Raw genomic sequence first — 24944 nt, 5'->3', positions numbered from 1 at the left:
TCAGTCCCGCCGGTGCCGCCCGCTGGAACCCGCGCGGGCGGGCACCGGCCGCTTGCGCAACCCCAGCAGCGCGCCGATCTGCGCGCCCACGATGCTCGCGACCGCCAGCACCGCCGAGATGGCGAGCGGACGGTTGATGCCCTCCTCGGCGGTGGGCCGGGACGCGCCCGCCGACATGGCCGGCGGCTGACCGACCGGCGCCTCCACTGTGGGCGTCGCGTCCCGCGGGGTGGGCTTCGGCTTCGCCTGCGGCGCGCTCGACGACGCGCCGCCGCCACCCGGCTTGACCGGTGCGGTCTGGGCCGGCTTGGTCACCACCAGCCGCCCGGTGGCGTGCCGCCGGGCGCCGGAGTCCGTCGCGCCGTCCGGCAGCGTGATGAGCTGGCCGGGGCGGATCCGGTCCGGGTCGGCGAGCCGGTTCAGCCGGGCCAGCTCCTTGTACCTGTCGAAGTCGTCCAGGTAGCGGTCGGCCACCTCACCCAGGTAGTCGCCCTTCGCCACCCGGTACACGGCCGGGTCGTCCGCCTCCGACGCGACCGGGGCCGGCGGCGCGACCCGGCTCGGCGCGGTGACGGCAGAAGCGGCGACCGCCGGCTGCGGGGCGGTCAGCGCGGCGGCGCTCGCCGCGGCCGGGCTCGCGGCCAGGATCAGCGCGACCGAACCGACGAGCGCGGCTGCGGCCTTCTGCTGGCGGTGCATGCCGGGCAGCTTCGGCGCCGGCCGGCGTACCGCAGCCGCGAGCAACTCCACCACGACGGAGATCGCGAACGTGGCCCAGCCGAACCAGCCCACCACCGCCAGCGCGCGCAGGAACAGTTGACCGTCGTCGCGGCTGGTCAACGTCGTACCGATCTCGGCGAACGTGGGCAGGTGATCCGGCAGCGGGTTGCCGGCGAACGCCAGCAGCGCGACCGGCCCGCCGGCCAGCACGCCGACGAGCACGACGAGGGCGCCGAGGCCGGTGAGAACCTGGCCGGCGCGGCGGACGGGGGAGCGTCGGGGTGCGCCCATGGCGGCCTTCCCTTCCTACGGTGGGCCGGTGAGCGCCCGAGCGGTGGCCTCACCGGTGACGGTGGCGGATTTCTGCACGCCGAACAGACTCAGCAGGTCCCGGCTGTAGGTGATCTGCACGCTCACCCGGATCTGGGTCTCGGCGCCGACCACGGGGAAGTCGACCTCGTGGTCCTGGACGCCGCCCGCCGCGTCGAGGTAGGCGGCGACCGCGGCGCGGGCGGCGACCTGGTCGATCTGCTTCGGGCCGCCCTCGATGGCCCGCGCGCGGTCGATCATCTGGCCGCCGGCGCGGGCCGCCTCGGCGGCCAGGTTGTCCGCGCGTTGGAGCGTGCGCAGCTGGCCGGCGCCGTCGTAGGCGAGGCTGATGATCGCCAGTACGCCGGTCATCGCCACGGCCAGGAAGAGACTCACCCGGCCGTTCTCCGCCGCGCGCCGCCCGGTCATCCGCGACTCCGGTAGGTGTCCAGCGGCGAGGTGAACCTCGCCGAGACGGTCTTGCCGCCGGGCACGCCGGGCAGGCCGGGCGCGCTCAGGTCGTCGAAGGAGACGGTGCAGGTCACAGTGACCGTCACGGTCGCCGGCACGCCTGCGGCGCTCGCGTACGCGGCGGCGAAGCTCGTCGTCGTACCGGCCACCGAGCCCGCGAGGTCGAGCTGGGGTGGACCGGAGCAGTTCAGCCCCGCCCAGCCGAGCTGGTTCCGGGCCGCCTCCTCGGCGGCCTCCGCGCCGTCGTCGGCGTTGCGGGCGAGCGAGGCGGCCCGGGCGGCGTCGTGCGCGGCCGACTCCACCGCCTCGTCCGCGATCGCGGTCCGCCCGGCGACCCCGGCCAGCACCATCAGCCCGATGAAGGCGGGCGCGAGCACCGCCACCTCGATCGAGACGGAACCCCGGTCCCGCCGCGGCCCGGCGCTCATCCGGTGGTCCAGCGTTCGGCCGGGCCGTGCGCGGTCTGCGTGACCGCGAACGAGACACCCGGGATGACCGACAGGGAGCGCCCCTGCACCGTGCAGGTGACGGCGGTGGCGCTCTCGACGCACGTCGGGCCGGTCTGCTCCCAGTCGACCAGCCAGTCCCCGGACTGCTGCAGGAAGCTGATCGCCCGCTCCCGGCCGGCGTCCGGCCCGGCGTCGATCGTGCGCTGGGCGTTCACACCGGTCTGCGCGGCGTTGAGCGCCGTGGACCGGGCCACGAACCAGACGGCGACCTGGATCGAGCCGAACAGCATCACCAGGATCACCGGCATCACCACGGCCAGCTCGACCGGATTGGCGCCCCGCTCGCCCTCGGCCAGACGGGCGCGCAGAGCAGCGGCGATCCGCCCCGGACCGGGCGGACCGGCGGGCCGGCCGGCGGGCGCCGGCCGGCTCCGGACCGTACGGGCGGGGCGGGGCATCACGGGGCCTGCGGCGCCGTGTTGTTCGGGATGGCGTTCATCCAGTTGTTCGCCTTGGCCAGCGCGAGCCCGGTGACCGCCATGGCCACCGCGACCAGGCCGAAGATGATCACCGCGGTCGGCACCGGGCTGTCGCCGCGCTCGGAGTCCCGGCGCAGCTCGGCGAGGCGGGTGCTCACCGCCACGTACAGGTAGGCGTAGAGGTGCATGGTCGTCTCCTTCTCGATGGGGTTCACAGACGGGCGAGGAACGGATAGACGGCGAAGCCGAGCAGGACGAACACCAGCAGCGAGCCGGGGATGTCCAACTTGCTGGTGACCCCCTCGGCCCGGGCCAGGTTGTCGGTACGGATCTGGTCGCGCAGCGAGTCGGCACGGGACCGCAACGTCTCGTGCACCTGGGCGCCCTCGCTGCCGGAGGAGCGCATGATCGCGCCCACGTCGCCCAGTTCCGGGATGCCGATCCGGTCGGCCAGCTCCTGCAACTCGTCCCAGGGCGAGTGCATCTGGAGCTGGGCGAGCCGCAGCGCCTCCCGGATCCGGTCGAAGACCCAGCCGTCGCAGACCGCCGCCGCGCGTTCCAGCGACTGCACCGGGCCGTGCGCGGCGGACAGCTGCAGCGCCACCAGGTCGAGGTAGGTGCAGACCGCCTGCCGGAACTCGTCCCGGGCGGCGTCGGCCTTGGCGAGGACCGAGCGGTGCGCGAGCAGTCCGGCGCCGAGCGCCAGACCCAGGCTGGCCACCACCGGCACGGCCAGCGGCAGCGCCACCCCGCCGACGAAGAGCACCGCCGAGGCGACCGCCGGGGTGGCGAACCCGACGAGCGCGGAGAGCAGCACCGACAGCGCGTACTGCTCGGGGGTGCGGTCGAGCAGCGCGAGCTGCCGGTGCGGCGGGCGCAGCCAGCGGGCGAACCCGCCGATCCAGTCCGGTCCGGCGCCGGCGGCCGGGGCCTGGCCGGGCGGCTGGTGCAGCCGGCGCAGCGCCGGGCCGAGCGCCGGGGTGGCCGGCAGCGCCTCGCGTACCACCAGGAACAGCCCGAGCCCGACCGCGCACCCGCCGAGGACCGCGATCGCCATCTGCCAGTTGAGGATCACGCGATTGCCTCCTCCGGATCGGGCGCCGGGAGGAAGCGCGCGGGCCGGGGCGGCTGGCTCATCGAGCGCACCCAGACCAGCAGGCCGACGAACGCCGCGCCGAGCACCGCCATCACGAGCTGACCGGTGAGCGTCCCGTAGGGACGGATGTAGTCGCTGTTCACCAGCCCGTACGCCAGGGTCGCCAGCGTCATGCCGGTGAGGAAGCGGACCGCGAACCGCGGCTGGGTGCGTTTGGCCTCGACCTCGCGCCGCGTCGCCACCTCGGCCGAGGCGGCGGTGGCGATCGAGCCGAGCACGTCGCCGAGGCGCTCACCCCGGTCGGTGAGGTGCAGGATCAGCGCGGCCACCACCTGGTCGGCGACCGGGTCGGCGATCTCGTCGGCGAAGGCGAGCAGCGCGGAGCGGGCCAGCCAGCCGGCCTGCAGGCGGGCGGCGAGCGTGCGTACCTCCTCCTGGATCTCCTCCGGCGCGGTGGCGATGGTGCCGATGATCGCCTGCTGGAGCCCCTGGCCGGTGGCCGAGATGTCCTTGAGCCGGCGGGTCCACTCGCCTACGGCTTCGACCCGGGCGATGGCCCGCTGCTCGGCCCGGCCCACCGCGAACAGCCACGGCACGCCCGGCACCGCGAGCGCCACCAGCAGGCCGACCACCGGCAGCCCGGTGAGCAGGAACGCCGCCGCCCCGGCGACCACAGCGGCGCCGAGCAGGAGCTGGTAGCGGCGCTGGTCGGCGCGCCTCGCGCCGGAACCGGTCCAGAGTCGGCTCAGGCCGGGCCCGGTGCCCGGGGCCGGGCCCGGTGGGCGGCGGGTGCCGACGAGCGCGACCACCGCCAGCACCAGCCCGGCCACGCAGGCCGCGCCGGAGACCAGGGCGATCAGTTCGATCTGCGTCACGCCGGGCCTCCGTTCGGCCGTGCCCCGAGGCGGGTGTGCCGGGGCCGCCGCCACGCGCCCACGCCGGCCTCGACGAACCGGGTGAGCAGCCGGGCGTCGTAGCCGACGCGCAGCAACTGCTCGCGGATGCGTTCGGGCAGGTGGCGGGGGACCGCGCGGCCGTCCGGCCCGGGGCCGAAGACGGTCGTGGTGGTGATCCGGTTGCCTTCGCCGACGCCGATGACCTCCTCGACGTGCGAGACGAAGCGGTGCTTGCGCCCGCCGATCGCGGTCTCGTCCTCGACCGTCACGTAGACGATCAGGTCGAGCGCGTTGCCGGCCATCCGGCGGGCCTGGTCGACTGTCATCTCCCGGCCGTGCGACAGCGCCAGCTCGATGATGCGTTCGCTCACCCCCGAGGGGGTACGCGCGTGGATGGTGCACATCGACCCGCGGCTGGTGGTCATCGCCTGGAGCATCGGCACGATCTCCCGGGACCGCACCTCGCCGACGATGATCCGCAGCACGCCCATCCGCAGCGACACCGGGATCAGGTCGGCGATGCTGACCTCACCCGCCGGCCGTCCGTCCGCGCCGCGCTCGCCGTGCCCCTCCCGGGACTCGAAGCTCATCACCGCACGGTGCTTGTGCCCACGCCGGGCCGGCAGCAGTTCCCGGCTCTCCTCCAGCAGCACGTACGGCTCGTCGGCCGGGATCTCGTCCATCAGCGCCCGGATGACAGTGGTCTTCCCGGCCCCGGCGAGCCCGGCGACCATGATGTTCAGCCCGGCCCGCATGGACGCGCGCAGGAAGTCGCGCAGCAGCGGGTCGATCATCTCGTCCAGGTCGGGCCGGCCGCCCGCGATGTCCTCCAGGCTCACCGCGAGCGTGTTGTGCTTGCGGATCACCGCGTACGGGCGGTGGCTGACCAGGAACACGGCGGCCAGGCGGCTGCCGTCGGGCAGTTGCAGGTCGAGCGTGGGCTTCGAGGTGGACAGCGACCGTTCGGTGGCACCCGCCCGGCGGGCCGCCGCCTGGAGGATCTCCACCAGCTCGTCGTCGGTCTCGGCGATCGGCTCGGCCCAGTCGACGCCGCCGCCGTGCCGGGTGATGCGTACCTGGTCGCAGCCGAGGATGTGCACCTCCTCGATGCTGTCGTCGACGAGCAGCGTCTGGAGCCGGCCCAGCCCGACGAGTTCGGCTGTCACCTGGTCGAGCAGCAGCCGTTCCTCGTCCGCCGCCATCGGCGTGCCGGACCGGCGTACCGAGTCGGCGTACGCGGAGACCACGGTGACCGCCAGCCGGGCGCGCTCGACCTCCTCGGCGTCGGCGTCGAACTCGCGGCCGCGCTGCCAGTGGGTGAGCCGTTCGCTCAGTTCCCGGCGCAGCTCGCGGACCACAGCGAAGTCGATCCGGGGGCGCGGCGGTGGCGGGGGCGCGGCGGGGAGCGGGCCGGGCACGTGGTGCCGCCCGTTCGGCGGCGCCAGCGGCGGAACCGTGGAGACGACACCGGGCTGCTGCCCGCGCGGGTCGTGGGAGACCGGCTCAAACCGCACCGGACACCCCCGGCACGCTCGGGGCGGTCACCGCGCGCGGTGTGGTCGCGCCCGGCCAGGCGAGCCGGGCCCGCCGCCGGTCCAGCAGCGCCCGGACCGGCACCTCCAGGGCGCCGGCCGCGCGCATCAGCGGCCGGTTCGCGCGTACGGTGCCGCCGTGTGCGAGCACCTCGGCGGTACGCGGGTCGTGCGGCAGGCGGGCGATCACCGGCAGCCGCAGCGCCTTGCTGATCTCGCTGGTGCCGTGCCCGTCCCCGACCACGAGCAGCCGCAGCGTGCCCGGCGGTACGCGGTGCTCGGTGAGGTCCCGTTCGATCGCCCGGGCGGTGGCCCGGGTGGCGGAGAGGTCGGGCAGGGTCGCCCGGGTGACCAGCAGCACCACGGTGGCGGCCCGCAGCAGCGGCCACGGTGGACCGCCGACGGCGAGCCGGCCACAGTCGACGAGCACGTCGTACGGCGGTTCGCCGCGCTCCAGCCCGGTGAAGTAGTCGGCGAAGCGCTGCCACAGCGGGATCACGCTGCCGGCCTGGGCCGGGTCCACCACGCCGGGCAGCAGCAGCCGCTCGCGCCGGGGCGCGTCCAGGTCGACCAGCTGGGACCAGAACGTGTGCTCCAGGCTGCCGTCGCGCAGCTCGCCCACCGCCAGCTCACCGATGCCGCGCGGGCCGTCCAGGGCCCCGCCGAGGTAGCCGGCGAGGATCGAGCCGCCCGCCGGGTCGCACTCGGCCAGCACGAGCCGCCGGTGCCAGCTCAGCGCGGCGGCGAGCGCCGCGGTGGTGACGCCCGGCGATCCCTTCGCCGAGACCAGGGCGATGATCGCCATCAGGCCGCCTCGGTGAGCACGAGCGCGATCCGGTCGGCGGCGGCGAGCGCCACGACCGCCGGCACGTCCCGCACGGTCAGCGCCAGGTAGACCACCACGTCGCCGTTCTGCGGTGTGGCGGTGTCGATCACGGTGCCCTCGAACCGGGTTCCGCCGGCACGGGACGCGTCGGAGCCGTTCGTGGCGCTGCTCGGTGTGCTGACCAGCAGCACCTTGTCGCCGGGGTTCAGCTTGCGGGCCGGCACCTGCTCGGGTTCCAGCCCGAGAGCGATCTGCTGCTGGCCGGCGCCGAGCAGCGGGGCCTCGGTGAGCTGCGCCTCGGTGAGCAGCGTGCCCGGGGTGAGCCGGACGGCCGCCCGCAGTCCCAGCACCTCGTCCATCCGGTCGGCCGGCACCGGCTGGAGTTCCCGCCCGCCGGAGACGCGCACCGGCACCAGGTCGTCGGCTGTGAGTTGCCGGCCCACGTCGACCGGCCGGGCCACGGCCAGGTACGTGCCGGTGGAGCGCACCGAGGTGACCGCGAACGCCGCGCCGAGCCCGCCGAGGGCGATCAGCAGGATCGCCAGGCCGAGCAGGCCGGGCCGGACACGTCGCTGCCGGACCACCTTCGGCGGCGCGACCGGCGCCTCCATCGGGGTTCCGTTGCGGGCTGCCACCACACTCATCGGGTCACCACCTGAAGCTCGTTGATCTGTACCGGGATGACGCCGCTGGACCGGCTCTGGGCGATCACGCCGCTCTCCCCGCCGCCGGACCACTCGACGGTCCAGAACGTGGTGGCGCTGACCTGGTAGGTGTCGGCCTTCGGATAGCCGGCGTCGAGACCGCAGTCGGGCGAGGTCAAGCCGGCCCGTGGCCCGTCGGCCCGGTACGGCGTGCCCGGTCCGTGGCAGGTGACGTCGATGTCGTCGGACATGTGCCAGACGATCCGGTCCACCTTCGCCGTGATCCTCACGGTCAGCCCGCGGTCGGAGGCGGAGGCGCTCAGCGGCCCGAAGTACGCCTCGCCCGGGCTGGCCCACATCCAGACCGGCAGCCCGACCAGGCCGGGTCCCTGACTGCGCCGGGGCGCGACCGAGGCCCGGGGCGGGAGCAGCGAGATCGAGGCCAGCGCGCGCCGGGCCAGCTCCTCCGGGTCCGGCGGGGCGCCGTAGCCGGGCGGCGGGGCGTCCAGGAGCTCCTGGCGCATGCTGCCCGTGTCGCCGCCGTTGCAGGTGAGCTGGTACCACTGCTTGCCGGGGGGCGCCTCGTCCTGCGGCTCGGCGAGCTTGTAGTAGCAGCCGTCGGCGTTGTTGAACCAGCCGAGCGTCTCGTTGTAGCAGGGGATGACGCGGCCGTTCCACTGGCACTTCGGCGCGCCGCCGCCGTTGCCGCCGCCGCCGTTGTCCCCGCCGCCCGGCCCGCCCGGGCCGCCCGGGGTGCCGGGGTCGTCGTCCCACACGTCGCAGTCGGTCTGTTCCGGCGGGCACGAGCCACCGGGGTCGGCGGCACGCGCGGGCGCGCCGGTGAGCGTCAGCAGCGCGGCGAGGCCGGCGGCGAGCAGCACCCGGCGGAGCGTCCCGGCCCGGGGCGGGCGGGCCGGGACACCCCTTCCTCCCCAGGTCAGCACGGCTGGTCCTGATGTGCGGCGCCGCCGTTGATCAGCCACCGGCCGTCCGGGAAGCGGGCCGCTGTGGCGGTGGCGAGGTAGCGCCCCCCGCGGGTGCCCGGCACGGCCTTGCGGTCCTTGGCGTAGACGAGCCGGTAGCCGCTCGCGTCCAGGCAGTCCTGGATCTCGACGGTGGGTGGGCGGGCGGTCAGGTCGACTGAGACCACTGTGGGGTCGGAGACCAGTTTCCCGGTACGCATCGCGCCGTGCTCCTTCGCGTCGAGAATTGCCATTCGCACCCGGGTCAGCAGCGGATCAGCCAGAAAACGGGCCAGAGCGGGATGGGACGGATCGCTTCGGGCGCTCGCCGCCCGGGACGCGTCGAGATAGCCGGAATACGCGGCAAGCGCCGCCTTTTCGGCTTCCTTCTCCGCCTCGGCGGAATGGGTGGCGGGGGCGGCGGCGCGGCCGGTGAGCGGTCGGTTGGCCGCCTCCGGCTCGGTGCCGCAGCCGGCCGCGCCGACCGCCAGCGCGAGGCTGAGCAGGTAGATTTCCCATCGGCGGGATTGCCGTGTGCGCAACGCCGATCCCTCCTCGGTGCCGGCCCGGGGCGATCACGCCGACCCGCTCCGGGCATGCGGAAGCGCACCCGGAACTGTCGCTCCGGGTCCCCGTCGCCGCCACTCGTATTGACCTGTACTGATAGCTGCGGGTTCTGTGCCCTGACTCCTCCGACGCCAATTGATCGGGGGTTGCGTCGTACCCAAGGGGCGAGCATAAGCTCACGTCCGCCGATGCAACAGAGGCAATTCACGTGAACACGGTGAGTGAAGACGGGAGGTGGTGGCCGGTGTGTGTCGTCACGATGACGAGCGGGCTTCCGGTGGGCTCCGGGCCGGCGGGCGTGTGCTCACCCGTACCCGCCGTGGCGGTGGCGACGAGCCGCCGGTATGGGTGGGGAGCGTGCCGCTCGTCCGATCCGTCCCGCCGGTTCGATAGGGCTCACGCCGCGGTCGGTCCCGGCCGGTCGCGCGTCGCGCCGCACGCCGCTGCGGGCTCCCCCGTCACATCAGCGCGAGCGAGAAATCACTCTGCGTGCTTCACGATGGAACATACGGCGACCGGACGGGGGAGCCGGCGTGACCGCTGAACGGGTACGGCGTACCGGACCGGTGGCCGAGGCCAGCCGTCCGGTCGTCCGGCTGCTGGCCGCCCTCGCGGTCGTACCGCTGCTCCGGCTGGCGGTGGCGCGTTACGCCGTACCCCCGGATTGTCCGGACCGGACGGCGTGTGACGGCTGCGCCGCCCCGATCGGGCTGGACCGGCCACTGCCGGCGCTCGGCCCCGCAGCCCGGTGCCCGGCCTGCCGGGCCCGGGTCGGCGTGGCCCCGGCGGTGGTCGAGGTGGCGCTGCTCGTGGCGGTCGCCGTGCCGGTGCTTGCCGGCGGCGTGCCCGCCGCGCGCCTGGCGCTCGCCTGGTGGCTGCTCTGGGCGGTGCCGATGACGGTCGTGGACGCGATGGCGCACCGGCTGCCCGACCGGCTCACCTGGCCGGCTGCGGCCGGCGCGTGGGCGCTGCTCGGGGTGGCCGCGCTGACCGGCACGGGCGCGGACCCGTGGATCCGCGCCACAGCCGCCGCTCTGGCGCTCGGCGGCGGCTTCGCCGCGACCACGCTGCTGCTCGGGCGGCGTGGTTTCGGCCTCGGCGACGCCAAGCTGGCGCTCGGCGCGGGCGCGCTGCTCGGCTGGTGCGGCTGGCCGGTGCTGGTGGCCGGGCTGGTGCTCGCGCTCCTCCTCGCCGGGGCGACCGGAGTGGCGCTGCTCGCCGCCCGGCGGGTCCGCTGGTCCGGGCACCTGCCGTTCGGGCCGTTCCTGGTGCTCGGCACCGCCGCCACGCTGGTGCTCGTCACCGTGTGATCGGCCACCCGCAGGTGCGGGCGGGGTCGCCACGGGTATCGGGGTCCCAGCCGCCTCCCAGCCGGGTCTGGTTCGGTGGCGGTCCAGGCTTCGGACTCGGGAGGGCACGTGTCGCACGGCGACGACGGTTGGCGGATCCGGCGTACCAGCGCGGACCTGGACCGGCTGGGCGAGACCGAGTCGGTCTTCGCGCTCGCCAACGGCTGGGTGGGCTGGCGCGGGACGCTCGACGAGGGCGAGCCGTGCGGCATGCCGGGCAGTTACCTCAACGGATTCCACGAGCAGCACGAGCTGAGCTACCCGGAGAGCGGATACGCCTTCCCGGAGCGCAGCGACACCGTGATCAGCGCGCCGAACGCCGCCCTGATCCGGCTCTGGGTGGGCGACGAGCCGCTGGACCTGGGCGCCGGCACGATCCGGCGGCACCACCAGGAGCTGGACCTGCGCGCCGGGGTGGTCCGGCGGGAGACCGAATGGGTCTCGCCGGGTGGCCGGGGTGTCCGGATCCGCAGCACCCGCCTGGTCTCGCTGACCCGCCGTCCGGTCGCCGCCGTCGACTGGGCCGTCGAACCGCTGGACGAGCCGGTACGGCTGCGGATCGGCGCCGACCTGCTCGCCAACCAGCGTGTGCCGGAACGTGCCGACGACCCCCGGGCCGCCTCGGTGATCCACGACCCGCTCACCGGCGAGATCCGCCGCGACGACGGCCTGGACGGGGTGCTCGTGCACCGGACCGGGCGCAGCGGCCAGCGGGTCGCCGTCGCCGTCGCGCACCGGGTCGAGGCACCCGACGAGATCGCCACCGGCACCGAGCTGACCGCCGACCGGTTCCGGCTGGCGCTGTCCGGTCCGGTACGCCAGGGCGAGCGGATCCGGGTCACCCGGTTCGCCGCGTACGAGTGGGCGGAGGTCGACGGCACCCCGCCCGGTGAGCTGGCCGACCTGGTCGTCGCGGAGGCGGACGCGGCCCGGGCCGACGGGTTCGACGCCCTGCTCGCCGAGCAGCGCGCCGCGTTGGATGCCGCGTGGGCCACCGCCGACGTCGAGCTGGACGGTGACCCGGAGCTGCAGCTCGCGGTGCGGTTCTCGGTGTTCCACCTGCTCCAGTCGGGGCGCGCCGACGGGGCCCGGACCATCCCGGCGAAGGGGCTGACCGGCAACGGCTACGACGGGCACGTGCTCTGGGACACCGAGGGCTACGTGCTGCCGGTGCTGACGTACCTGGCGCCGGAACTGGCCCGCTCGGCGCTGCGCTGGCGGCACGCCCACCTGCCCGAGGCCCGCGAGCGTGCGGCCGAGCTGCGCCTGGCCGGCGCCACCTATCCGTGGCGGACGCTCAGCGGCCGGGAGTGCTCCGGCTACTGGCCGGCCGGCAGCGCGGGCCTGCACGTCAACGCGGACATCGCGGACGCGATCCTGCGGTACGTCGCGGCCACCGGCGACACCGCGTTCCTCGCCGAGTGCGGTGCCGAGGTGCTGATCGAGACTGCCCGGCTGTGGCACGGCTACGGCCACTTCGACGACGCCGGCGCGTTCCACCTGACCGGCGTCACCGGGCCGGACGAATATTCCGCGCTGGTCGACGACAACGTCTTCACGAACCTGATGGCCCGGCGCAACCTGCGCGGCGCCGCCGACGCCGCCGAGGACTGGCCCGAGGTGGCCGCCCGGCTCGGTGTCGACGCCGCCGAGGTGGCCGGCTGGCGGGCCGCCGCCGACGCCATGTTCGTCCCGTACGACGGCAAGCGCGGCGTGCACGAGCAGTCGGCCGGGTTCACCGCGCAGCCGGAGTGGGACTTCGCCGGCACCGGCGAGGACGACTATCCGCTGCTGCTGCACTTCCCCTACCAGGAGCTGTACCGCAAGCAGGTGGTCAAGCAGGCCGATCTGGTGCTGGCCATGCTGCGCTGCCCGGGGGAGTTCACCGCCGAGGAGAAGACGCGCAACGTCGCCTACTACGAGGCGCGGACCGTCCGGGACTCGTCGCTGTCGGCGTCCGCGCAGGCGATCCTCGCCGCCGAGGTCGGGCACCTCGACCTGGCGTACGACCTGTTCGCCGAGACCGCGTTGCAGGACCTCGCCGACCTGGGCGACAAGACCGCGGACGGGCTGCACCTGGCGTCCCTGGCCGGCGCCTGGCTGGTGGTGGCGCAGGGCTTCGGCGGGCTGCGCGACGACCGGGGCGTGCTCGCGTTCGAGCCGCGGCTACCGGGGCGGATCACCCGGCTGGTGTTCCACCTGCGCCGGCACGGGCACCGGCTGCGGGTCAAGCTCACCGGGCGGGAGGCCCGCTACGAGCTGCCGGACGCCGGTCCGGGCGACGCGGTCGAGCTGTGGCACCACGGCGAACAGCTCCGCGTCACCGGCGACGGGCCGGTCACCCGGCCGATGCCGCCGGTGCCCGACCCCGGCCCGGAGCCGCAGGCCCCGCCCGGCCGCCGTCCGGAACGGCGCGCTCAGGAGGCGGCGGGCGGCGACGACTGAGCCGGCAGGCCGGACATCCGGGCGACGACCTCCTCCAGCGCCTCGAACGCGTACGCCCAGTTGTGGCACTTGAAGCTGCGCAACCCGGTGATCGGGGTGCGGCAGTCGGCACAGTGGACGCCCGGGATCGCGTCCGGGACCTCGGTGTTCACGTACTTGCGTTCGCCGAGGATCACCCGGGCGATCATCGTGCGGTCGTGCACGCCGTGCAGCGCGGACGCGACGATGTCGTACCAGGTCGGCCGCCGCCCGCACTTCGGGCAGTCCGGCTCGTCGCCGCTGACCCACAGCGGGGCGCCGATGCTGCGCGCCGGCATGTTCAGCAGCTTCTCCAGCCGGCGTACGTCCGCCTCCGGGGTGGTCCAGCGGTGCCGCCCGGGCAGCGACGCGGGCGAGTCGTAGACGGCGCGGAACACCGCCGGCTCGACCTCCACTGTCTCCCGTCCACCTGTCATCGGTACCTCCTCGCGACGGCGTGTCCCACCGTCGTACCAGGTGGACGGCGGGATCGGCCGGATCGTCGACACGACGGGTCAGCGGTGTGTCGCGCAGAGTGCTAGACATCGAGGCGTGACGGAGGCTGAGAACCGACCCAATGTCGCCCGGATGTACGACTACTACCTGGGCGGCTGCCACAACTTCGCCGCCGACCGGGCCGCCGCCGAGGAGGTCCTGAGGATCTTCCCGGACACCGGCGTCGCCGCGCAGAGCAACCGCGCGTTCCTGCGCCGGGTCGTGCGCTGGGCCGCCGAGCAGGGGATTCGCCAGTTCCTCGACATCGGCGCCGGCCTGCCCACGCAGGGCAACGTGCACGAGGTGGTGCGCGCGATCCGCCCCGACGCCCGGGTGGTCTACGTCGACCACGACGAGGTGGCGGTCGCGTACGCCCGGCGGTTGCTGCCCACCGACGGCCGCACCGTGGTGCTCCGGGGTGACCTGCGGCGGCCCGGCGAGTTGCTGGCCGACCCGACGCTGCGGGCCACCATCGACCTGAGCGAGCCGGTGGCGGTGCTGCTGTTGGCGGTGCTGCACTTCGTGCCGGACGCCGACGACCCGTACGCGGCGGTGGCGACGCTGCGCGACGCCACAGTGCCGGGCAGCGTGCTCGCGCTGTCCCACCTCACGCTGGACGGCCTGCCGACGCTGCCCACCGAGCAGGGCACCGCGATCTACCGCCGCAGCAGCTCCCCGCTGGTGCCCCGCACCCGCGACGAGGTGGCCCGCTTCCTCGACGGGTACGAGTTCGTCGATCCGGGCCTGGTCAAGGTGGCGGACTGGCGGCCCGACGGCGAGCCGCAGGCCGCGGTGTCGCACGGCTACGGCGGGGTGGGCGTGCGCCGCTGAGGCGTGCTCAGTCGCCGTGCGACGGCGGATTCCCGCTCACCGGCGCAGTGTGGTTTCCCGGGTCATGCGGGACAGCTTTTCCGGGTTGCGCACCGCGTAGAGGCCGCTGATCCGGCCGTCGTCGAGGCGTACCGCGACGACGGTGTCCAGCTCGCCGTCGAGGCGTACCAGCAGCGCCGGGTAGCCGTTCACCTGCGCCGGTTCCATCGACGCCACGGCGGCGATCCGGGACCAGCCGCCGGTCAGCAGCCGGGCCACCTTGTCGCCGCCGGTGACCGGGCGGGCGAGCGCCTGCTTGATCCCGCCGCCGTCGCCGACCAGCACCGCGTCCGGGGCCAGGACGCGGAGCAGCCCGTCCAGGTCGCCGGTCTCGACCGCCCGCCGGAACGCGTCGAGGGCGTCGCGGGCCTCGGCCGCCGGGACGGTACGCCGGGGGCGGCGCGCCGCGACGTGGGCGCGCGCCCGGTGCGCGATCTGCCGCACGGCGACGGGCGTCCGCTCGACCGTCTCGGCGATCTCGTCGTAGCCGACGTCGAACACCTCACGCAGCACGAACACGGCCCGCTCGGTCGGCGTCAGCGTCTCCAGCACCAGCAGCATCGCCATCGACACGCTCTCGGCCAACGCCACGTCGTCCGCCACGTCGGGCGCGGTGAGCAGCGGCTCGGGCAGCCACGACCCGACGTACGACTCCTTGCGCCGCCCGAGCGTGCGCAGCCGGGTCAGCGCCTGGCGGGTGGTGATCCGCACCAGGTAGGCGCGCCGGTCCCGCACCTCGCCGAGGTCGACGCCGGCCCAGCGCAGCCAGGTCTCCTGCACCACGTCCTCCGCGTCGGCGGCCGAGCCGAGCATCTCGTACGCGACGGTGAAGAGCAGGTTGCGGTGCGCGAGGAAGTCCTCGGTGGCCTGGTCCGCCATGACTGGCTCCTCCGCTGTCCGGCTGCGCTCCCCACCAGACGCCGCCCGCGACCGCCGTGTGACATCGGGTCGCTGTGGTGGTCCTCACCCGCCGGCGCCGTCACGCCGGAGCGGTCCCCGGCATCTCGTGTTCGTCCGACACCACCGAAGCAGAGAGGGCGCAACCCATGCAGACCCGATTCAACCTGTTCGAGAACCCGGTCTCGGCGGCGTTCATGAAGCGTTTCGCCGGCGCGGGCCTGGCGATCCACCAGTCGACGTTGCCGCGCACCGTCCAGGAGCTGGTGTCGCTGCGGGCCAGCCAGATCAACGGCTGCGGCTGGTGCATCGACATGCACACCAAGGAGGCGGTGGCCGGGGGTGAGAGCGCGGTCCGGCTGAACCTGGTCGCCGCCTGGCGCGAGTCGACAGTGTTCACCGAGGCCGAGCGCGCGGCGCTGGCGTTCGCCGAGGAGGGCACCCGGTTGGCCGACGCGCATCAGGGCGTGTCCGACGAGACGTGGGCGCGGGTACGCGAGCACTACGACGACGACCAGATCGCCGCGCTGGTGTGCCTGCTCGGGCTGATCAACGCGGCGAACCGGTTCGCGGTGCTCGTGCACCAGCGCGGCGGCTCGTACGAGCCGGGGATGTTCGCGGCGGCGATGAGCTGAACGCCGCGGCGGCGGTCCGGCCCGGTCGTCCCGGGCCGGACCGCCCCCGGAAAACGCGGCGACACCCGTGATCCCCTGTGGCCATACTGCTCGCCATGAAGATTGCGGAGGCCCTTGCGCTGCGGGCGGATGCGGCGCGACGCGCCGAACAGCTCCGTGCCCGCATCACCGCGAGCGCCCGCTACCAGGAGGGCGAGACGCCCGCCGAGGACGCCTCGGCGCTGCTCGTCGAGGCGGCCGGGGTGCTCGGTGAGCTGGAGACGCTGATCCGGCGGATCAACCGGACGAACGCCGCGACTGTCGTGGACGGTGGCACCCTGACCGACGCGCTCGCGCGTCGCGACGTGCTGCGCCTGCGGCACGGCGTGGTCACAGCGGCAGCGGACGCCGCCGCGGGCGAGGGCCAGCGCGGCTACCGTCAGCTCCGGTCGGAGCTGAAGATGGTTCCGGCGTTGCCGGTGGCGGAGCTGCGCCGGCAGGCCGACGAGCTGGCCCGGCAGATCCGCGAGGTGGACACCACGATCCAGCGGACGAACTGGGAGGTCGACCTGCTGGACTGACGAGTCGCGGAGCAGGTAGCCGACGTGGAGGCGTGCACGCCCCCGAGAGCCGGCGGGCAATCCGGCTCACTCCTGGCGCGCCGAGGGCAGGCGCAGGGGTTCGACTCCCCGGCACACAACGCATGCCCAGCACAGGACACAGGTGACGGCGCACAGGGCACGGCACACCACCAGGTGCAGATCCACGACGGTGAGGGTGGGACAGGGGACTTCCGCGACTCGTCCCAGGCGTCATCGCAGGTTCCAGAAGAACGACCGGACGTCGTCGACGAACAGGTCCGGCACCTCGAGCGCGGCGAAGTGACCGCCCCGGTCGAATTCGCTCCAGTGCCGGATCGTGTACGTCAGCTCGGCGATCGGGCGTACGGACCGGGTGATGTCGTGCGCGAACACGGCGACTCCGAGCGGGGGCGGGCAGGGCGCGGGCGGGCCACCGAACGCGCTCTCCCGCACCAGCCGCGCGGACGAGGCGGCGGTGCCGGTGAACCAGTAGACCGAGACGTCGGTGAGGATGCGGTCCACGCTGACGGCCGATCCCGGGTCGGTCCACTCGGTGAACTTCTCCGCGATCCACGCGAGCTGCCCGACGGGTGAGTCGTTGAGCGCGTACGACACGGTCTGCGGGCGGCTGGCGTAGAGCACCTGGTGCGGGTGCCGCTGCGTCTTGAGCCGCATGATCCGGGTGAGCCGGTCCCGGTCCTCGCCGGACAGTCCGGCCTCGCCGGTCCAGCCGGGTGGCGGGGGCGTGGGCAGGTAGTTGAGGTGCACGCCGACGACGTGTTCCGGGTCGATGCCGCCGAGCCGGGTGGAGATCACCGAGCCCCAGTCGCCGCCCTGGGCGCCGTACCGCCGGTAGCCGAGCCGGCGCATCAGCTCGGCCCAGGCGCGGGCGACGCGGTCGACGTCCCAGCCGCGTTCCCGGGTCGGGCCGGAGAAGCCGAAACCGGGGATCGACGGTACGACCAGGTGGAACTGTTCGGACAGCGGGCCGATCACGTCGAGGAACTCCACGACCGAGCCGGGCCAGCCGTGCGTGAGGATCAGCGGCAGCGCGTCCGGGTCGGCGGCCCGTACGTGCAGGAAATGGATGTTCTGTCCGTCGATGGTGGTGGTGAACTGCGGATACCGGTTCAGCTCGGCCTCGGCCCGCCGCCAGTCGTACGCGGTGCGCCAGCGCTCGGCCAGCTCGCGTACGCGGGCCAGCGGGATGCCGTAGTCCCACCCGGCGCCTGGTAGCTCGTCGGGCCAGCGGGTGCGGGCCAGGCGGTCGGCCAGGTCGTCGAGGTCGGCCTGGGGGACGTGGATACGGAACGGCGCGATCACGGTAGCTCCGATCATTGGTGTCACTAACGTTTGTGCGACGAACGATAGCGCAGATCGTTGGGGACGCCAACGTTTTTGGATAGGCTGGGCATGTGGAGAACCCGGAGCCGGACGTCGTACCCACCCGCCTGGCCGGCCTGCCGAGCTGGCTGATCACCCAGACCGCCGTACGCGCCGGCCGGCTGGTGAGCGACGGGCTGGCGGCGGTCGACGCGCGTGGCTACCACTTCCGGCTGCTCGCCACGCTCGACGAGTTCGGCCCGGCCAGTCAGGCGGCGCTCGGCCGGCGCAGCGGCATCCACGTCAGCGACGTGGTGGCGGCCCTCAACGAGCTCGCCGAGCGGGAGTTCGTGGTCCGCGCTCCGGACCCGTCCGACCGGCGGCGCAACGTCGTCACCATCACCGCGGCGGGGCGGCGGCAGTTGCGGCGGCTGGAGAAGCGACTCGCCGAGGTGCAGGACGACCTGCTCGCGCCGCTGACGTCGGACGAGCGGGCGGACCTGACCCGGCTCCTTGCTCGGGTGCTGGCCCACCGCACCCGTCCGCCCGTCTGATCGTCCGGCTTTCGCGCCCGGTCGCCCCACTCCCTACCTATATCACTATCGATAGTGATACGGTTCAGCCATGGCGATGTCGATGGAGCGGTGGGCGGAGGTGGCGCTGCACCCGGTGCGGCTCCGCGTCCTGCGTGCCGTGGCGGGCACCCGGGTGACCACTCACGACCTGGCCGAGCTGCTGCCCGACGTCCCGCACGCCACGCTCTACCGGCACCTGGCGACGCTCGTGAAGGCCGGGATGCTCGACGTGGTGCAGGAGCGCAAGGTGCGCGGCGCCGTCGAGCGGGTGTACGCGCTGCCCGCGCACGGCGCGGCGCTGGACCCGGCGGCCCTGGCCACGGCCACGCCGGAGGACCACGCGCGCTACTTCACCGCGTTCGTGTCGAGCCTGCTGTCCGAGTTCTCCCGCTACCTCGCCCGCGACCGCGTCGACTTCGTCGCCGACGGGGTCGGATACCAGCAGCTCGTACTGCACCTGACCGACGCCGAGCTGCACGAGTTCGCCGCCGGGCTCAACGCGCTGGTCGGCCCGTTGCTCGCCAGAGGGCCCGGCGACGGCCGGATCCCCCGGCTGCTGGCGACCGTCCTGATGCCCGCCGATCGCCCGGCGACCCCCGGCGATACGCACACGTCAGCGCACGACTCCGACACGACGAAGGGCGACGACTGATGGCCTCCGTAATGCTCAACGGCGATGTGATCGACATCCGGTTCACCGGATGGGAGCGGATGTGGGTCGGGCGGGAGCGGTTCGCGCTGCGCCTGGCCGCCGTGCGGCACGCCGCCCCGGTGGACGAGCCGATCCGGCTGGCCCGGGGCGCCCGGCGCGGGTACGCCGTGTCCGGCTTCGCCAAGATCGGCGTCTGGGGTCTGTTCGGCGGTCCCCGGCAGCTCGTGGCGGCCCGGCGCGGTCAGCCCGGCCTGCACCTGGTGCTGGACCGCGCGGCGGCCGGCGGCGAGTTCGACGAGGTGGTGGTCTCCGACCCGGCCGCGCCGGGCCTCGCCGAGACGATCGGGCGTGCGACGCGGGGCCGGCCATGACCGGCGACCACCTGGCGATCGAGGCGTCGGGCCTGACCAAACGCTACGGCGACGTCACCGCCGTACGCGACCTGACCTTCACCGTACGACCCGGCGCGGTCACCGGCTTCCTCGGCCCGAACGGCGCCGGCAAGACCACCACGATGCGCATGCTGACCGGGCTGGTCACGCCGACCAGCGGCACCGCCACCATCGGCGGGCAGCCGTACGGCCGGCTGGCCCAGCCGGCACGGACCGTCGGCGCGGTGTTCGACGGCAACGCGTTCCACCCCGGCCACACCGCCCGTGACCACCTGGGCGTCTACGCCGCGATGGCCGGCTGCCCGGACAGCCGGGTCGCGGAACTGCTGGATCTGCTCGGCCTCGCGCAGGCCGCCGACCGTCGTACCCGGGGGTTCTCCACCGGCATGCGGCAACGGCTCAGCCTCGCCACGGCGCTCCTCGGCGACCCGCGCGTCCTGCTGCTCGACGAACCGTCGAACGGCCTGGACCCGGAAGGCATGTCGTGGCTGCGCGGGCTGCTGCGCCGCCTCGCCGACGAGGGCCGCACCGTGCTGGTCTCCAGCCACGTCCTGCACGAGGTCCAGCAGGTGGTCGACGACGTGGTGGTGATCCGGCGCGGCGAACTCGTCGCCGCCGGGCCGTGGTCGCGGCTCACCGGCCCGCCGACGGTGCTCGTCACCTCGCCGGACGCGACAGCCCTGGCCGCCGCGCTGGCGGCCGCCGCCGGGTCCGTCGAGGCCGCCGGGCCCGGCCGCCTGCGGGTACGCGGACTGGACGCGCCGCGCGTCGCCGACCTGGCCGCCGACCACCGGCTGCGGGTCCACGAACTGGTCACCGAGACCACAAGCCTCGAACAGCTCTTCCTCGACCTGACCACCGAAAAGGCGGAGGCCCGATGAACCTGCTCAGAGCGGAACTACGCCGGGTCCTGGCCACCCGGATGTGGGGTGCGCTGCTGCTCGCGGCCGTCGCGCTCGGCGGCGGCCTGGTCGGGCTCATGGCGCTCGTCGGGCCGGAGAACTTCGACCCGCCGATGCCCGGCCTGCACACCGAGGAGGGCCTGCGGTCCATCCTCGGCATCCTCGGCTTCACCGCCTTCGTGCCCGCCGCCGCCGGCGCCCTCGCGGCCACCTCCGAGCATCGGCACGGCACCGCCGCCGTCACGTTCATGTTCGCGCCGCGCCGAGGGCGGGTGCTGGCCGCCAAACTCGCCACCCACGCGATCGTCGGCCTCGCCTACGGCCTCGTGCTCGCCGTCGCCGCCGCGGCGGCCCTGTTCACAGTCGCCGCCGCGCGTGGCGTGTCGCTGGGCCTGCCCGCCCCCACGGTGCTGGCGTTGCTCGCCCGCATCGGCGTCGCGATGGCGGTGTACCTGCTCGTCGGCACCGGCGTGGGCGCGCTGCTCCGCAACCAGGTCGCGGCCGTGTGCGTCGTGGTCGGCTACCTGTACCTGGCCGAGCCCGTACTGATGATGATCCCCGGCGTCAACGCGCTCTACCCGCTCCTGCCCGGCGGCGCCACCGCCGCGCTCACCGACTTCACGTACGTCGCCGACGCGATGTCCGCGCAGCTCGGCAACGACGCCGTCGCGCTCCTGCCGCCGGCGGCCGGCGCACTGCTGCTGACCGGGTACGCGCTCGCCGCAGCCGCGATCGCCGTGGTCGTCCCGATGCGCCGCGACATCACCTGAGGGTCGCGAGCCGGACGATCTCCTCAGCGGTCAGCGGGCTGCGGGGATGGTGGGTCAGGCACATGGGAGCTTGCATCTTGACGAACCGGGCCCCCTCGACCGCGGCGTAGAACTGGCCGGTACGCAGCTTGCCGATGTCCGGGACGTCGGTGCCCTTCGCCCTGGCCACATCCCGGGCCGCCTCGATCTGCACCGGCACGGTGAGCAGGCCGAAGAACTGCGTGGCGGCGTTGCCGGGGATCTGGTTGTGCAACGCCTTCGGTGCCTGGGTGGCGAAGACCAGCCCCAGCCCGTACTTGCGGGCCTGCGAGGTCAGCGCGAGCGTGCTCTGGGTGCAGGCGGTCACGGCGCCGGACGGGGCCAGCGTCTGCGCCTCGTCCATGACGAAGAGTCCACCGAGTGGACGGTCCCCGGCCGGATGACGCTTGATCCAGGTGAACAGGGCGAGCTGCAACTGGTTGACGAAGCTCTGCCGCTGATTGTCCTCGGGCAACCCGGCGAGGTTGATCACCGAGACCCGGGCGCGGCGACCGGGGGGCGGGGTGAGCAGCTCGCCCGGGTCGACAGGCGTTCCGACGCCGCCCAGGAGCGGATCGTTGATCAGGGCGGCCTTGAGCAGCTGGGCCATGCCGGCGGCCAGCTTGGGTGCGCTGTCGAGCTGACTCACCCCGTCCGGTAAATCGTTGAGGACGTCGGTGAACTCACGCAGGTCACTCGCGCCGCTGCGGGCGTAGCCGATCAGCGCCTCGCGCAGCACGGCCCGGCCGAGCCGGGCCTTGTCGGTGCCGCCGTCCACCCGGGCGTGCGGGGCGAGCGTGGCGACGGCGGCGTTGACGGCCGAGGTGAACCCGTCCGGGTCGTCGAGCACGTCGGCGAAGGCCGGCAACGGCTGGAAGCTCAACGGCCGACCGGCCTGCCGTCCCGGCGTCCAGACGACCACGTCGGTGCCGGCCAGATATTCCGCCGCGCGGCGGGCGTCGTCCGCGCCCCAGCCCGGCGGTGCGGCGGGCCAGGTCTCGCCGAGCCGGGCCAGGTCGTTGTTGGGGTCGAGCACGATGGCCGACACGCCACGCAGGGCGCACTCCTCGACCAGGCGGCGGATCAGTACGGTCTTGCCGGAACCGGAGCCGGCGAAGATGACTGTGTGCCGGCGCAGCGCTTCCAGGTCGAGGCCGACCGGTTCGGGCCGCCCGGTGACAGTGCCGATCTCCATCCGCTCCGGGTCGATGCCCGCCACCGGTGGCAGGGGAGCGACCACCGGCGGCGCCGGGTCGAGCCCGGCGGAGCGCGGCGTCGGGACGGGACCGGCGGAGCGCGGTGCAGCGGTGACCGGCGGTGGCGTCCCGACCGGGGGTCGGTCCGGCGCCTCCTCTGGCCGCTCCTCGGTCCGGACGGCTTCCGGCGCACCCGGCCAGTCGCCCAGCGCCTCCCGCAGGCAGGTGATGTCGGAGGCCGGCCGGCGATCGGCGAACCAGGGCCGCAGCGTCTCCCGCCCGTAGTCCTGGATGAGTTGTTCGAGCGCGGCCAGCCGGGCGACGTCCGGTGCGTCCAGGGGAAGCCGCCGACCGCCGGCCCGCTCGAACGCGTCAAGCACCTCACGGGTACGGGCACCGGCCGACCACTCCGCGCTGCGCAGCAGGAAGAGCCGTCGTTTGGCGACCCCCTCGGTGAGTCCGGCGGTCGTGATCGCGTTGCGGATCCGGTTGAGCACGGCGATGTGGTGCGGCGCGGAGATCGCCCGGAACGACCAGTGCTCCTCGTCCTCGCTGTCCTCGCTCAGGCTGTGCCGTAGCCGGGCGTGCAGCGCCGGCTTGGTTCCGGCGGGGATCGGGTCGAGGCTGAACGCGTCGACTGCCGCGCCCTGCGCGGCGATCCACGCGGTCAGGCCGGCTTCGAGCAGGCGCGGGACGCGGGCGTCCTCCGTCTGCGGGGACAGGGCGGTGTCGGCGGCGGCGACCAGCTCCGCGTACCGGGCGTCGAGCTTGCCGAATCCGTTCGTCCGGCTCTCCGGTGGCGGCCCGGTGACCGTGGCGGGCGCGATATCCCCGGCGACGCGCTCGCCGGTCGCGTGCAGCAGGTGCCGCAGTTCCCGCGCCTCGCCGTCGGCCAGGCAGGCCCGGACGTGCGTGTCGATCCGCCGTAGCAGCTCACGAGGGGTGAAGCCGACAACCTCCTGGAACGCGTCCGGGTGGACCGGCCAGGTGGGGTGCGGCGGGGTGAACCCGAGGCCCTCGAAAAGCACCGCGAACCGCTTCTCGACCAGCTCGCGGCCCACCTCGACGGAGGGGATCTCCTTGAGCGGGGCGGCCTCCCGGAACCGGTCCTGGACGGTGTCCGTCGCCTGCTGCTGGATGCTGCGCCACGTCTGCGGCAGGCACGAGACGACGGACAGCGTCCGGCGAGTGGTCTCGCGTAGCGCCATCAGACCGCTGGCGACCTGTTCGAGCAGGAGCGAGGTCTGCCAGTCCGCCTCGCCCCGGGCGTCCTGGTTCGTGGCCTTCACGGACTGGGCGATCATCAGGTCGATCTGGTCCACCGCGATCACGGTCGGACCGACGACGGCGAGCAGCCGGGAGATGTCCCGGACCACCTCCTGGGGCGCACGACGATTGCGCCGCAGCCCCCACCCGGCCCGTTGGCCGGGCTCCTCCTCGTCCATCGAGGAGAGGAAGTCGTAGCCGATGTCCTGCACGGCTGACTGCTCGGCCGCGTAGAGCACCAGGGCGCGCGCGGTGTCCTGGCACTCCGTGCCGATCTGCCGGTCCTTCTTGCGGATCAGGTCGACGAAGGCGTCGAGCGTCGGACGGCTGAGTTCGGTCTCACCGGCGACCGCGCGCCGTACCGTCCGGGGCGCACCCACCGCGTCGGCCAGCCGGCGCAGGAACGCCCGTAGCTGGGTCGTCTCGTCCGGCATCGGACGGACCAGGCCCTCCAGCATCGAGATCGCGGTGCGTTGCCAGAACGTCCGGGCTTCGAGCAGTTCGACCAGGAAGAAGAAGCCGCCGCGTCCCTGCACCTGCTGGCGGACCGTGCCGATGAGGTGGGTCTTGCCGGTGCCGCGCTGGCCGAGGATGGCCACGCCCACCGGACTGGAGTCGGTGCTGGCCTGAGCCTCCGCGAAGCTGTCCAGCACCGTCGTGACGACGTCGTGGTGCAGACCCTCCACGTGGAACGGTGTGGGTTTCCAGACGTCGTCCGGGGTCGGAGCCCAGTTGAACCTCAGCGCCGCCAGGGCACGGCGTTGCTCGTCACCGATCATGACGAGATGGCGACCAGATGCTTGTCCTGGTTGCCGATGGTCACCGCCGCCGCCCGCTCCTGCGGCTTCAGCACCTTCTGGTTGGACTCGGGCACCAGGTGCACGCCGCGCTCCCGGTTGAGCGTCACGAGCGCGGCGTCGAACTCGGGGCGGGGCAGGTCGGAGAGGGCGTCGCGAAGATCGGCCAGCATGACGTAGTCGCCGGGCTTGGCGGCCAGCTCGTGGTACGCCTGCCGGATCAGCGTGACCGCGTCCGCGGCCGGGGACGCCGACGACGCCACCGGCGGCGGCGCGACGACCTCGTCCCGGTTGATCTGCATCCGGAACAGGTCGTCGGCGCGGGTCCCGGAGTGGTCGATCAGCCGGCGCAGGAAGTCGAGCGCGACGTAGAGGGTTCCGCCCGCCGTGCCCGCGCGCTTCGGCGGTTCCGCGCCCAGTTCCTCGGTGGCCCGCTCCCACCCCTTGTCGGTGAGCGTCAACGTGATCGGCTTCTCCGTGACCTCGATCAGGCCGAGGGATTCAAGTCGGCTGCGGTGCTCCGGCTTCAGACCGATCCCGGCGACATTTCTGAGGTAAGTCTGCGGCAGAGGTGCCGCCTTCACCATCAGCGTGACAAGAATGCACCGGTCGACGAGGGTCAGTTCCTTTTCCGGCATGCGGATGCTCCTCTGCGGCACGAGCTCCCACCGCGTCGACGGTGTGATCGAAGGCTCGGAAGGGGTGGCCATGATCGAGGTGGGCAACGGGGACGACCCCGGCGCACGGGCCGATTCTGCCGACGGCGCCGGACTCGCGCAAGGTCACCGATCTCGCTGACGAAAGCCGACAGGGCCGCGTAGTGGATCTCCAAC

General features: G+C 73.8%; 28 protein-coding genes. 11 read left to right on the top strand and 17 right to left on the bottom strand.

Annotated features, from left to right (window positions below; genetic code table 11):
- The 12 genes from DQE82_RS07040 to DQE82_RS06985 are packed head-to-tail and all read right to left on the bottom strand — an operon-like array spanning nt 1 to nt 8926.
- The gene (locus DQE82_RS07040; RefSeq protein ID WP_113972248.1) at nt 1–1011 is read right to left on the bottom strand and encodes a LysM peptidoglycan-binding domain-containing protein; all 1011 of its coding nucleotides are present in this window, start codon (nt 1009–1011) and stop codon (nt 1–3) included.
- Between the two features lie 15 nt (nt 1012–1026).
- The gene (locus DQE82_RS07035; protein WP_043327511.1) at nt 1027–1458 is read right to left on the bottom strand and encodes a hypothetical protein; all 432 of its coding nucleotides are present in this window, start codon (nt 1456–1458) and stop codon (nt 1027–1029) included.
- On the bottom strand, nt 1455–1928 hold the full coding sequence (locus DQE82_RS07030) for a TadE/TadG family type IV pilus assembly protein (RefSeq protein WP_043327510.1): 474 nt from the start codon (nt 1926–1928) through the stop codon (nt 1455–1457). The genes DQE82_RS07035 and DQE82_RS07030 overlap by 4 nt, the downstream gene beginning before the upstream one ends.
- On the bottom strand, nt 1925–2407 hold the full coding sequence (locus DQE82_RS07025; protein WP_104113534.1) for a TadE family protein: 483 nt from the start codon (nt 2405–2407) through the stop codon (nt 1925–1927). Before DQE82_RS07025 ends, DQE82_RS07030 begins: the two co-directional genes overlap by 4 nt.
- Nucleotides 2407–2616 carry a hypothetical protein gene (locus DQE82_RS07020; RefSeq protein WP_013283462.1) on the bottom strand — a complete coding sequence of 70 codons (210 nt, stop codon included), beginning with the start codon at nt 2614–2616 and terminating at the stop codon, nt 2407–2409. The genes DQE82_RS07025 and DQE82_RS07020 overlap by 1 nt, the downstream gene beginning before the upstream one ends.
- Before the next feature lie 23 nt (nt 2617–2639).
- The gene (locus tag DQE82_RS07015) at nt 2640–3485 is read right to left on the bottom strand and encodes a type II secretion system F family protein (protein WP_113972382.1); all 846 of its coding nucleotides are present in this window, start codon (nt 3483–3485) and stop codon (nt 2640–2642) included.
- Between the two features lie 14 nt (nt 3486–3499).
- On the bottom strand, nt 3500–4453 hold the full coding sequence (locus DQE82_RS07010) for a type II secretion system F family protein (protein WP_370446778.1): 954 nt from the start codon (nt 4451–4453) through the stop codon (nt 3500–3502).
- Nucleotides 4396–5934 carry a CpaF family protein gene (locus DQE82_RS07005; protein ID WP_030500636.1) on the bottom strand — a complete coding sequence of 513 codons (1539 nt, stop codon included), beginning with the start codon at nt 5932–5934 and terminating at the stop codon, nt 4396–4398. The genes DQE82_RS07010 and DQE82_RS07005 overlap by 58 nt, the downstream gene beginning before the upstream one ends.
- A complete protein-coding gene (locus DQE82_RS07000; RefSeq protein WP_043327507.1) occupies nt 5924–6757 on the bottom strand; it encodes a hypothetical protein in 834 nt (277 codons plus the stop codon). The genes DQE82_RS07005 and DQE82_RS07000 overlap by 11 nt, the downstream gene beginning before the upstream one ends.
- Entirely contained in the window at nt 6757–7422 is a 666-nt protein-coding gene (locus DQE82_RS06995) for an SAF domain-containing protein (protein ID WP_113972246.1), read from the bottom strand. The genes DQE82_RS07000 and DQE82_RS06995 overlap by 1 nt, the downstream gene beginning before the upstream one ends.
- Nucleotides 7419–8366, bottom strand: a complete 948-nt coding sequence (locus DQE82_RS06990) for a hypothetical protein (RefSeq protein WP_113972245.1) — start codon at nt 8364–8366, stop codon at nt 7419–7421. Before DQE82_RS06990 ends, DQE82_RS06995 begins: the two co-directional genes overlap by 4 nt.
- A complete protein-coding gene (locus tag DQE82_RS06985; RefSeq protein ID WP_043327504.1) occupies nt 8360–8926 on the bottom strand; it encodes a hypothetical protein in 567 nt (188 codons plus the stop codon). Before DQE82_RS06985 ends, DQE82_RS06990 begins: the two co-directional genes overlap by 7 nt.
- 558 nt (nt 8927–9484) lie before the next feature.
- Between DQE82_RS06985 and DQE82_RS06980 the strand changes: the two genes are divergently transcribed.
- Nucleotides 9485–10261 (top strand): prepilin peptidase, encoded by a 777-nt coding sequence (locus tag DQE82_RS06980; RefSeq protein WP_113972244.1) that lies wholly within the window; start codon nt 9485–9487, stop codon nt 10259–10261.
- 108 nt (nt 10262–10369) lie between these two features.
- Entirely contained in the window at nt 10370–12745 is a 2376-nt protein-coding gene (locus DQE82_RS06975) for a glycoside hydrolase family 65 protein (RefSeq protein ID WP_113972243.1), read from the top strand.
- Here the strand turns inward: DQE82_RS06975 and DQE82_RS06970 are convergent.
- Nucleotides 12718–13200, bottom strand: coding sequence for a hypothetical protein (locus DQE82_RS06970; protein ID WP_043330744.1), 483 nt, complete (start codon nt 13198–13200; stop codon nt 12718–12720). The two genes, DQE82_RS06975 and DQE82_RS06970, sit on opposite strands and share 28 nt — an antisense overlap.
- Before the next feature lie 115 nt (nt 13201–13315).
- On the opposite strand from DQE82_RS06970, the gene DQE82_RS06965 reads away from it, so the two are divergent.
- Nucleotides 13316–14089, top strand: coding sequence for an SAM-dependent methyltransferase (locus tag DQE82_RS06965; RefSeq protein ID WP_043327501.1), 774 nt, complete (start codon nt 13316–13318; stop codon nt 14087–14089).
- A gap of 36 nt (nt 14090–14125) precedes the next feature.
- Here DQE82_RS06965 and DQE82_RS06960 read toward each other — a convergent pair whose 3' ends face one another.
- Complete coding sequence (locus DQE82_RS06960; RefSeq protein WP_043327497.1) at nt 14126–15007, bottom strand: RNA polymerase sigma-70 factor; 882 nt, start codon at nt 15005–15007, stop codon at nt 14126–14128.
- Between the two features lie 167 nt (nt 15008–15174).
- Here DQE82_RS06960 and DQE82_RS06955 point away from each other — a divergent pair, with 167 nt between their 5' ends.
- Nucleotides 15175–15660: a carboxymuconolactone decarboxylase family protein gene (locus tag DQE82_RS06955; protein ID WP_043327495.1), complete on the top strand. Its 486-nt coding sequence runs from the start codon at nt 15175–15177 to the stop codon at nt 15658–15660.
- 95 nt (nt 15661–15755) lie between these two features.
- Nucleotides 15756–16220: a DIP1984 family protein gene (locus DQE82_RS06950; protein ID WP_064448468.1), complete on the top strand. Its 465-nt coding sequence runs from the start codon at nt 15756–15758 to the stop codon at nt 16218–16220.
- Nucleotides 16221–16451: 231 nt separating this feature from the next.
- Here DQE82_RS06950 and DQE82_RS06945 read toward each other — a convergent pair whose 3' ends face one another.
- On the bottom strand, nt 16452–17543 hold the full coding sequence (locus tag DQE82_RS06945) for an epoxide hydrolase family protein (RefSeq protein ID WP_113972381.1): 1092 nt from the start codon (nt 17541–17543) through the stop codon (nt 16452–16454).
- A gap of 92 nt (nt 17544–17635) precedes the next feature.
- Here DQE82_RS06945 and DQE82_RS06940 point away from each other — a divergent pair, with 92 nt between their 5' ends.
- The 5 genes from DQE82_RS06940 to DQE82_RS06920 all read left to right on the top strand — a co-directional run bounded on the left by DQE82_RS06940 (nt 17636) and on the right by DQE82_RS06920 (nt 20834).
- Nucleotides 17636–18097, top strand: coding sequence for a MarR family winged helix-turn-helix transcriptional regulator (locus tag DQE82_RS06940; RefSeq protein ID WP_113972242.1), 462 nt, complete (start codon nt 17636–17638; stop codon nt 18095–18097).
- Between the two features lie 70 nt (nt 18098–18167).
- Nucleotides 18168–18770 carry a helix-turn-helix domain-containing protein gene (locus DQE82_RS06935; protein ID WP_167435554.1) on the top strand — a complete coding sequence of 201 codons (603 nt, stop codon included), beginning with the start codon at nt 18168–18170 and terminating at the stop codon, nt 18768–18770.
- On the top strand, nt 18770–19141 hold the full coding sequence (locus DQE82_RS06930; protein WP_064448368.1) for a hypothetical protein: 372 nt from the start codon (nt 18770–18772) through the stop codon (nt 19139–19141). The genes DQE82_RS06935 and DQE82_RS06930 overlap by 1 nt, the downstream gene beginning before the upstream one ends.
- Nucleotides 19138–20043: an ABC transporter ATP-binding protein gene (locus DQE82_RS06925; protein ID WP_113972241.1), complete on the top strand. Its 906-nt coding sequence runs from the start codon at nt 19138–19140 to the stop codon at nt 20041–20043. Before DQE82_RS06930 ends, DQE82_RS06925 begins: the two co-directional genes overlap by 4 nt.
- The gene (locus DQE82_RS06920) at nt 20040–20834 is read left to right on the top strand and encodes an ABC transporter permease (protein WP_113972240.1); all 795 of its coding nucleotides are present in this window, start codon (nt 20040–20042) and stop codon (nt 20832–20834) included. The genes DQE82_RS06925 and DQE82_RS06920 overlap by 4 nt, the downstream gene beginning before the upstream one ends.
- On the opposite strand, the gene DQE82_RS06915 is transcribed toward DQE82_RS06920, so the two are convergent.
- Both DQE82_RS06915 and DQE82_RS06910 read right to left on the bottom strand, forming a co-directional pair.
- The gene (locus DQE82_RS06915; RefSeq protein WP_113972239.1) at nt 20827–24093 is read right to left on the bottom strand and encodes a helicase HerA domain-containing protein; all 3267 of its coding nucleotides are present in this window, start codon (nt 24091–24093) and stop codon (nt 20827–20829) included. The genes DQE82_RS06920 and DQE82_RS06915 overlap by 8 nt on opposite strands.
- Nucleotides 24090–24749: a hypothetical protein gene (locus DQE82_RS06910; RefSeq protein WP_113972238.1), complete on the bottom strand. Its 660-nt coding sequence runs from the start codon at nt 24747–24749 to the stop codon at nt 24090–24092. Before DQE82_RS06910 ends, DQE82_RS06915 begins: the two co-directional genes overlap by 4 nt.
- Between DQE82_RS06910 and DQE82_RS30630 the strand changes: the two genes are divergently transcribed.
- The gene (locus tag DQE82_RS30630) at nt 24748–24909 is read left to right on the top strand and encodes a hypothetical protein (protein WP_158559967.1); all 162 of its coding nucleotides are present in this window, start codon (nt 24748–24750) and stop codon (nt 24907–24909) included. The two genes, DQE82_RS06910 and DQE82_RS30630, sit on opposite strands and share 2 nt — an antisense overlap.
- Nucleotides 24910–24944 lie beyond the last annotated feature (35 nt).

The sequence above is a fragment of the Micromonospora sp. LHW51205 genome, assembly GCF_003315815.1.
Classification (GTDB): Bacteria; Actinomycetota; Actinomycetes; order Mycobacteriales; family Micromonosporaceae; genus Micromonospora; species Micromonospora chalcea.
Note: the sequence above shows the minus strand (reverse complement) of the source record. Positions and strands in the feature narration are given on the sequence as shown.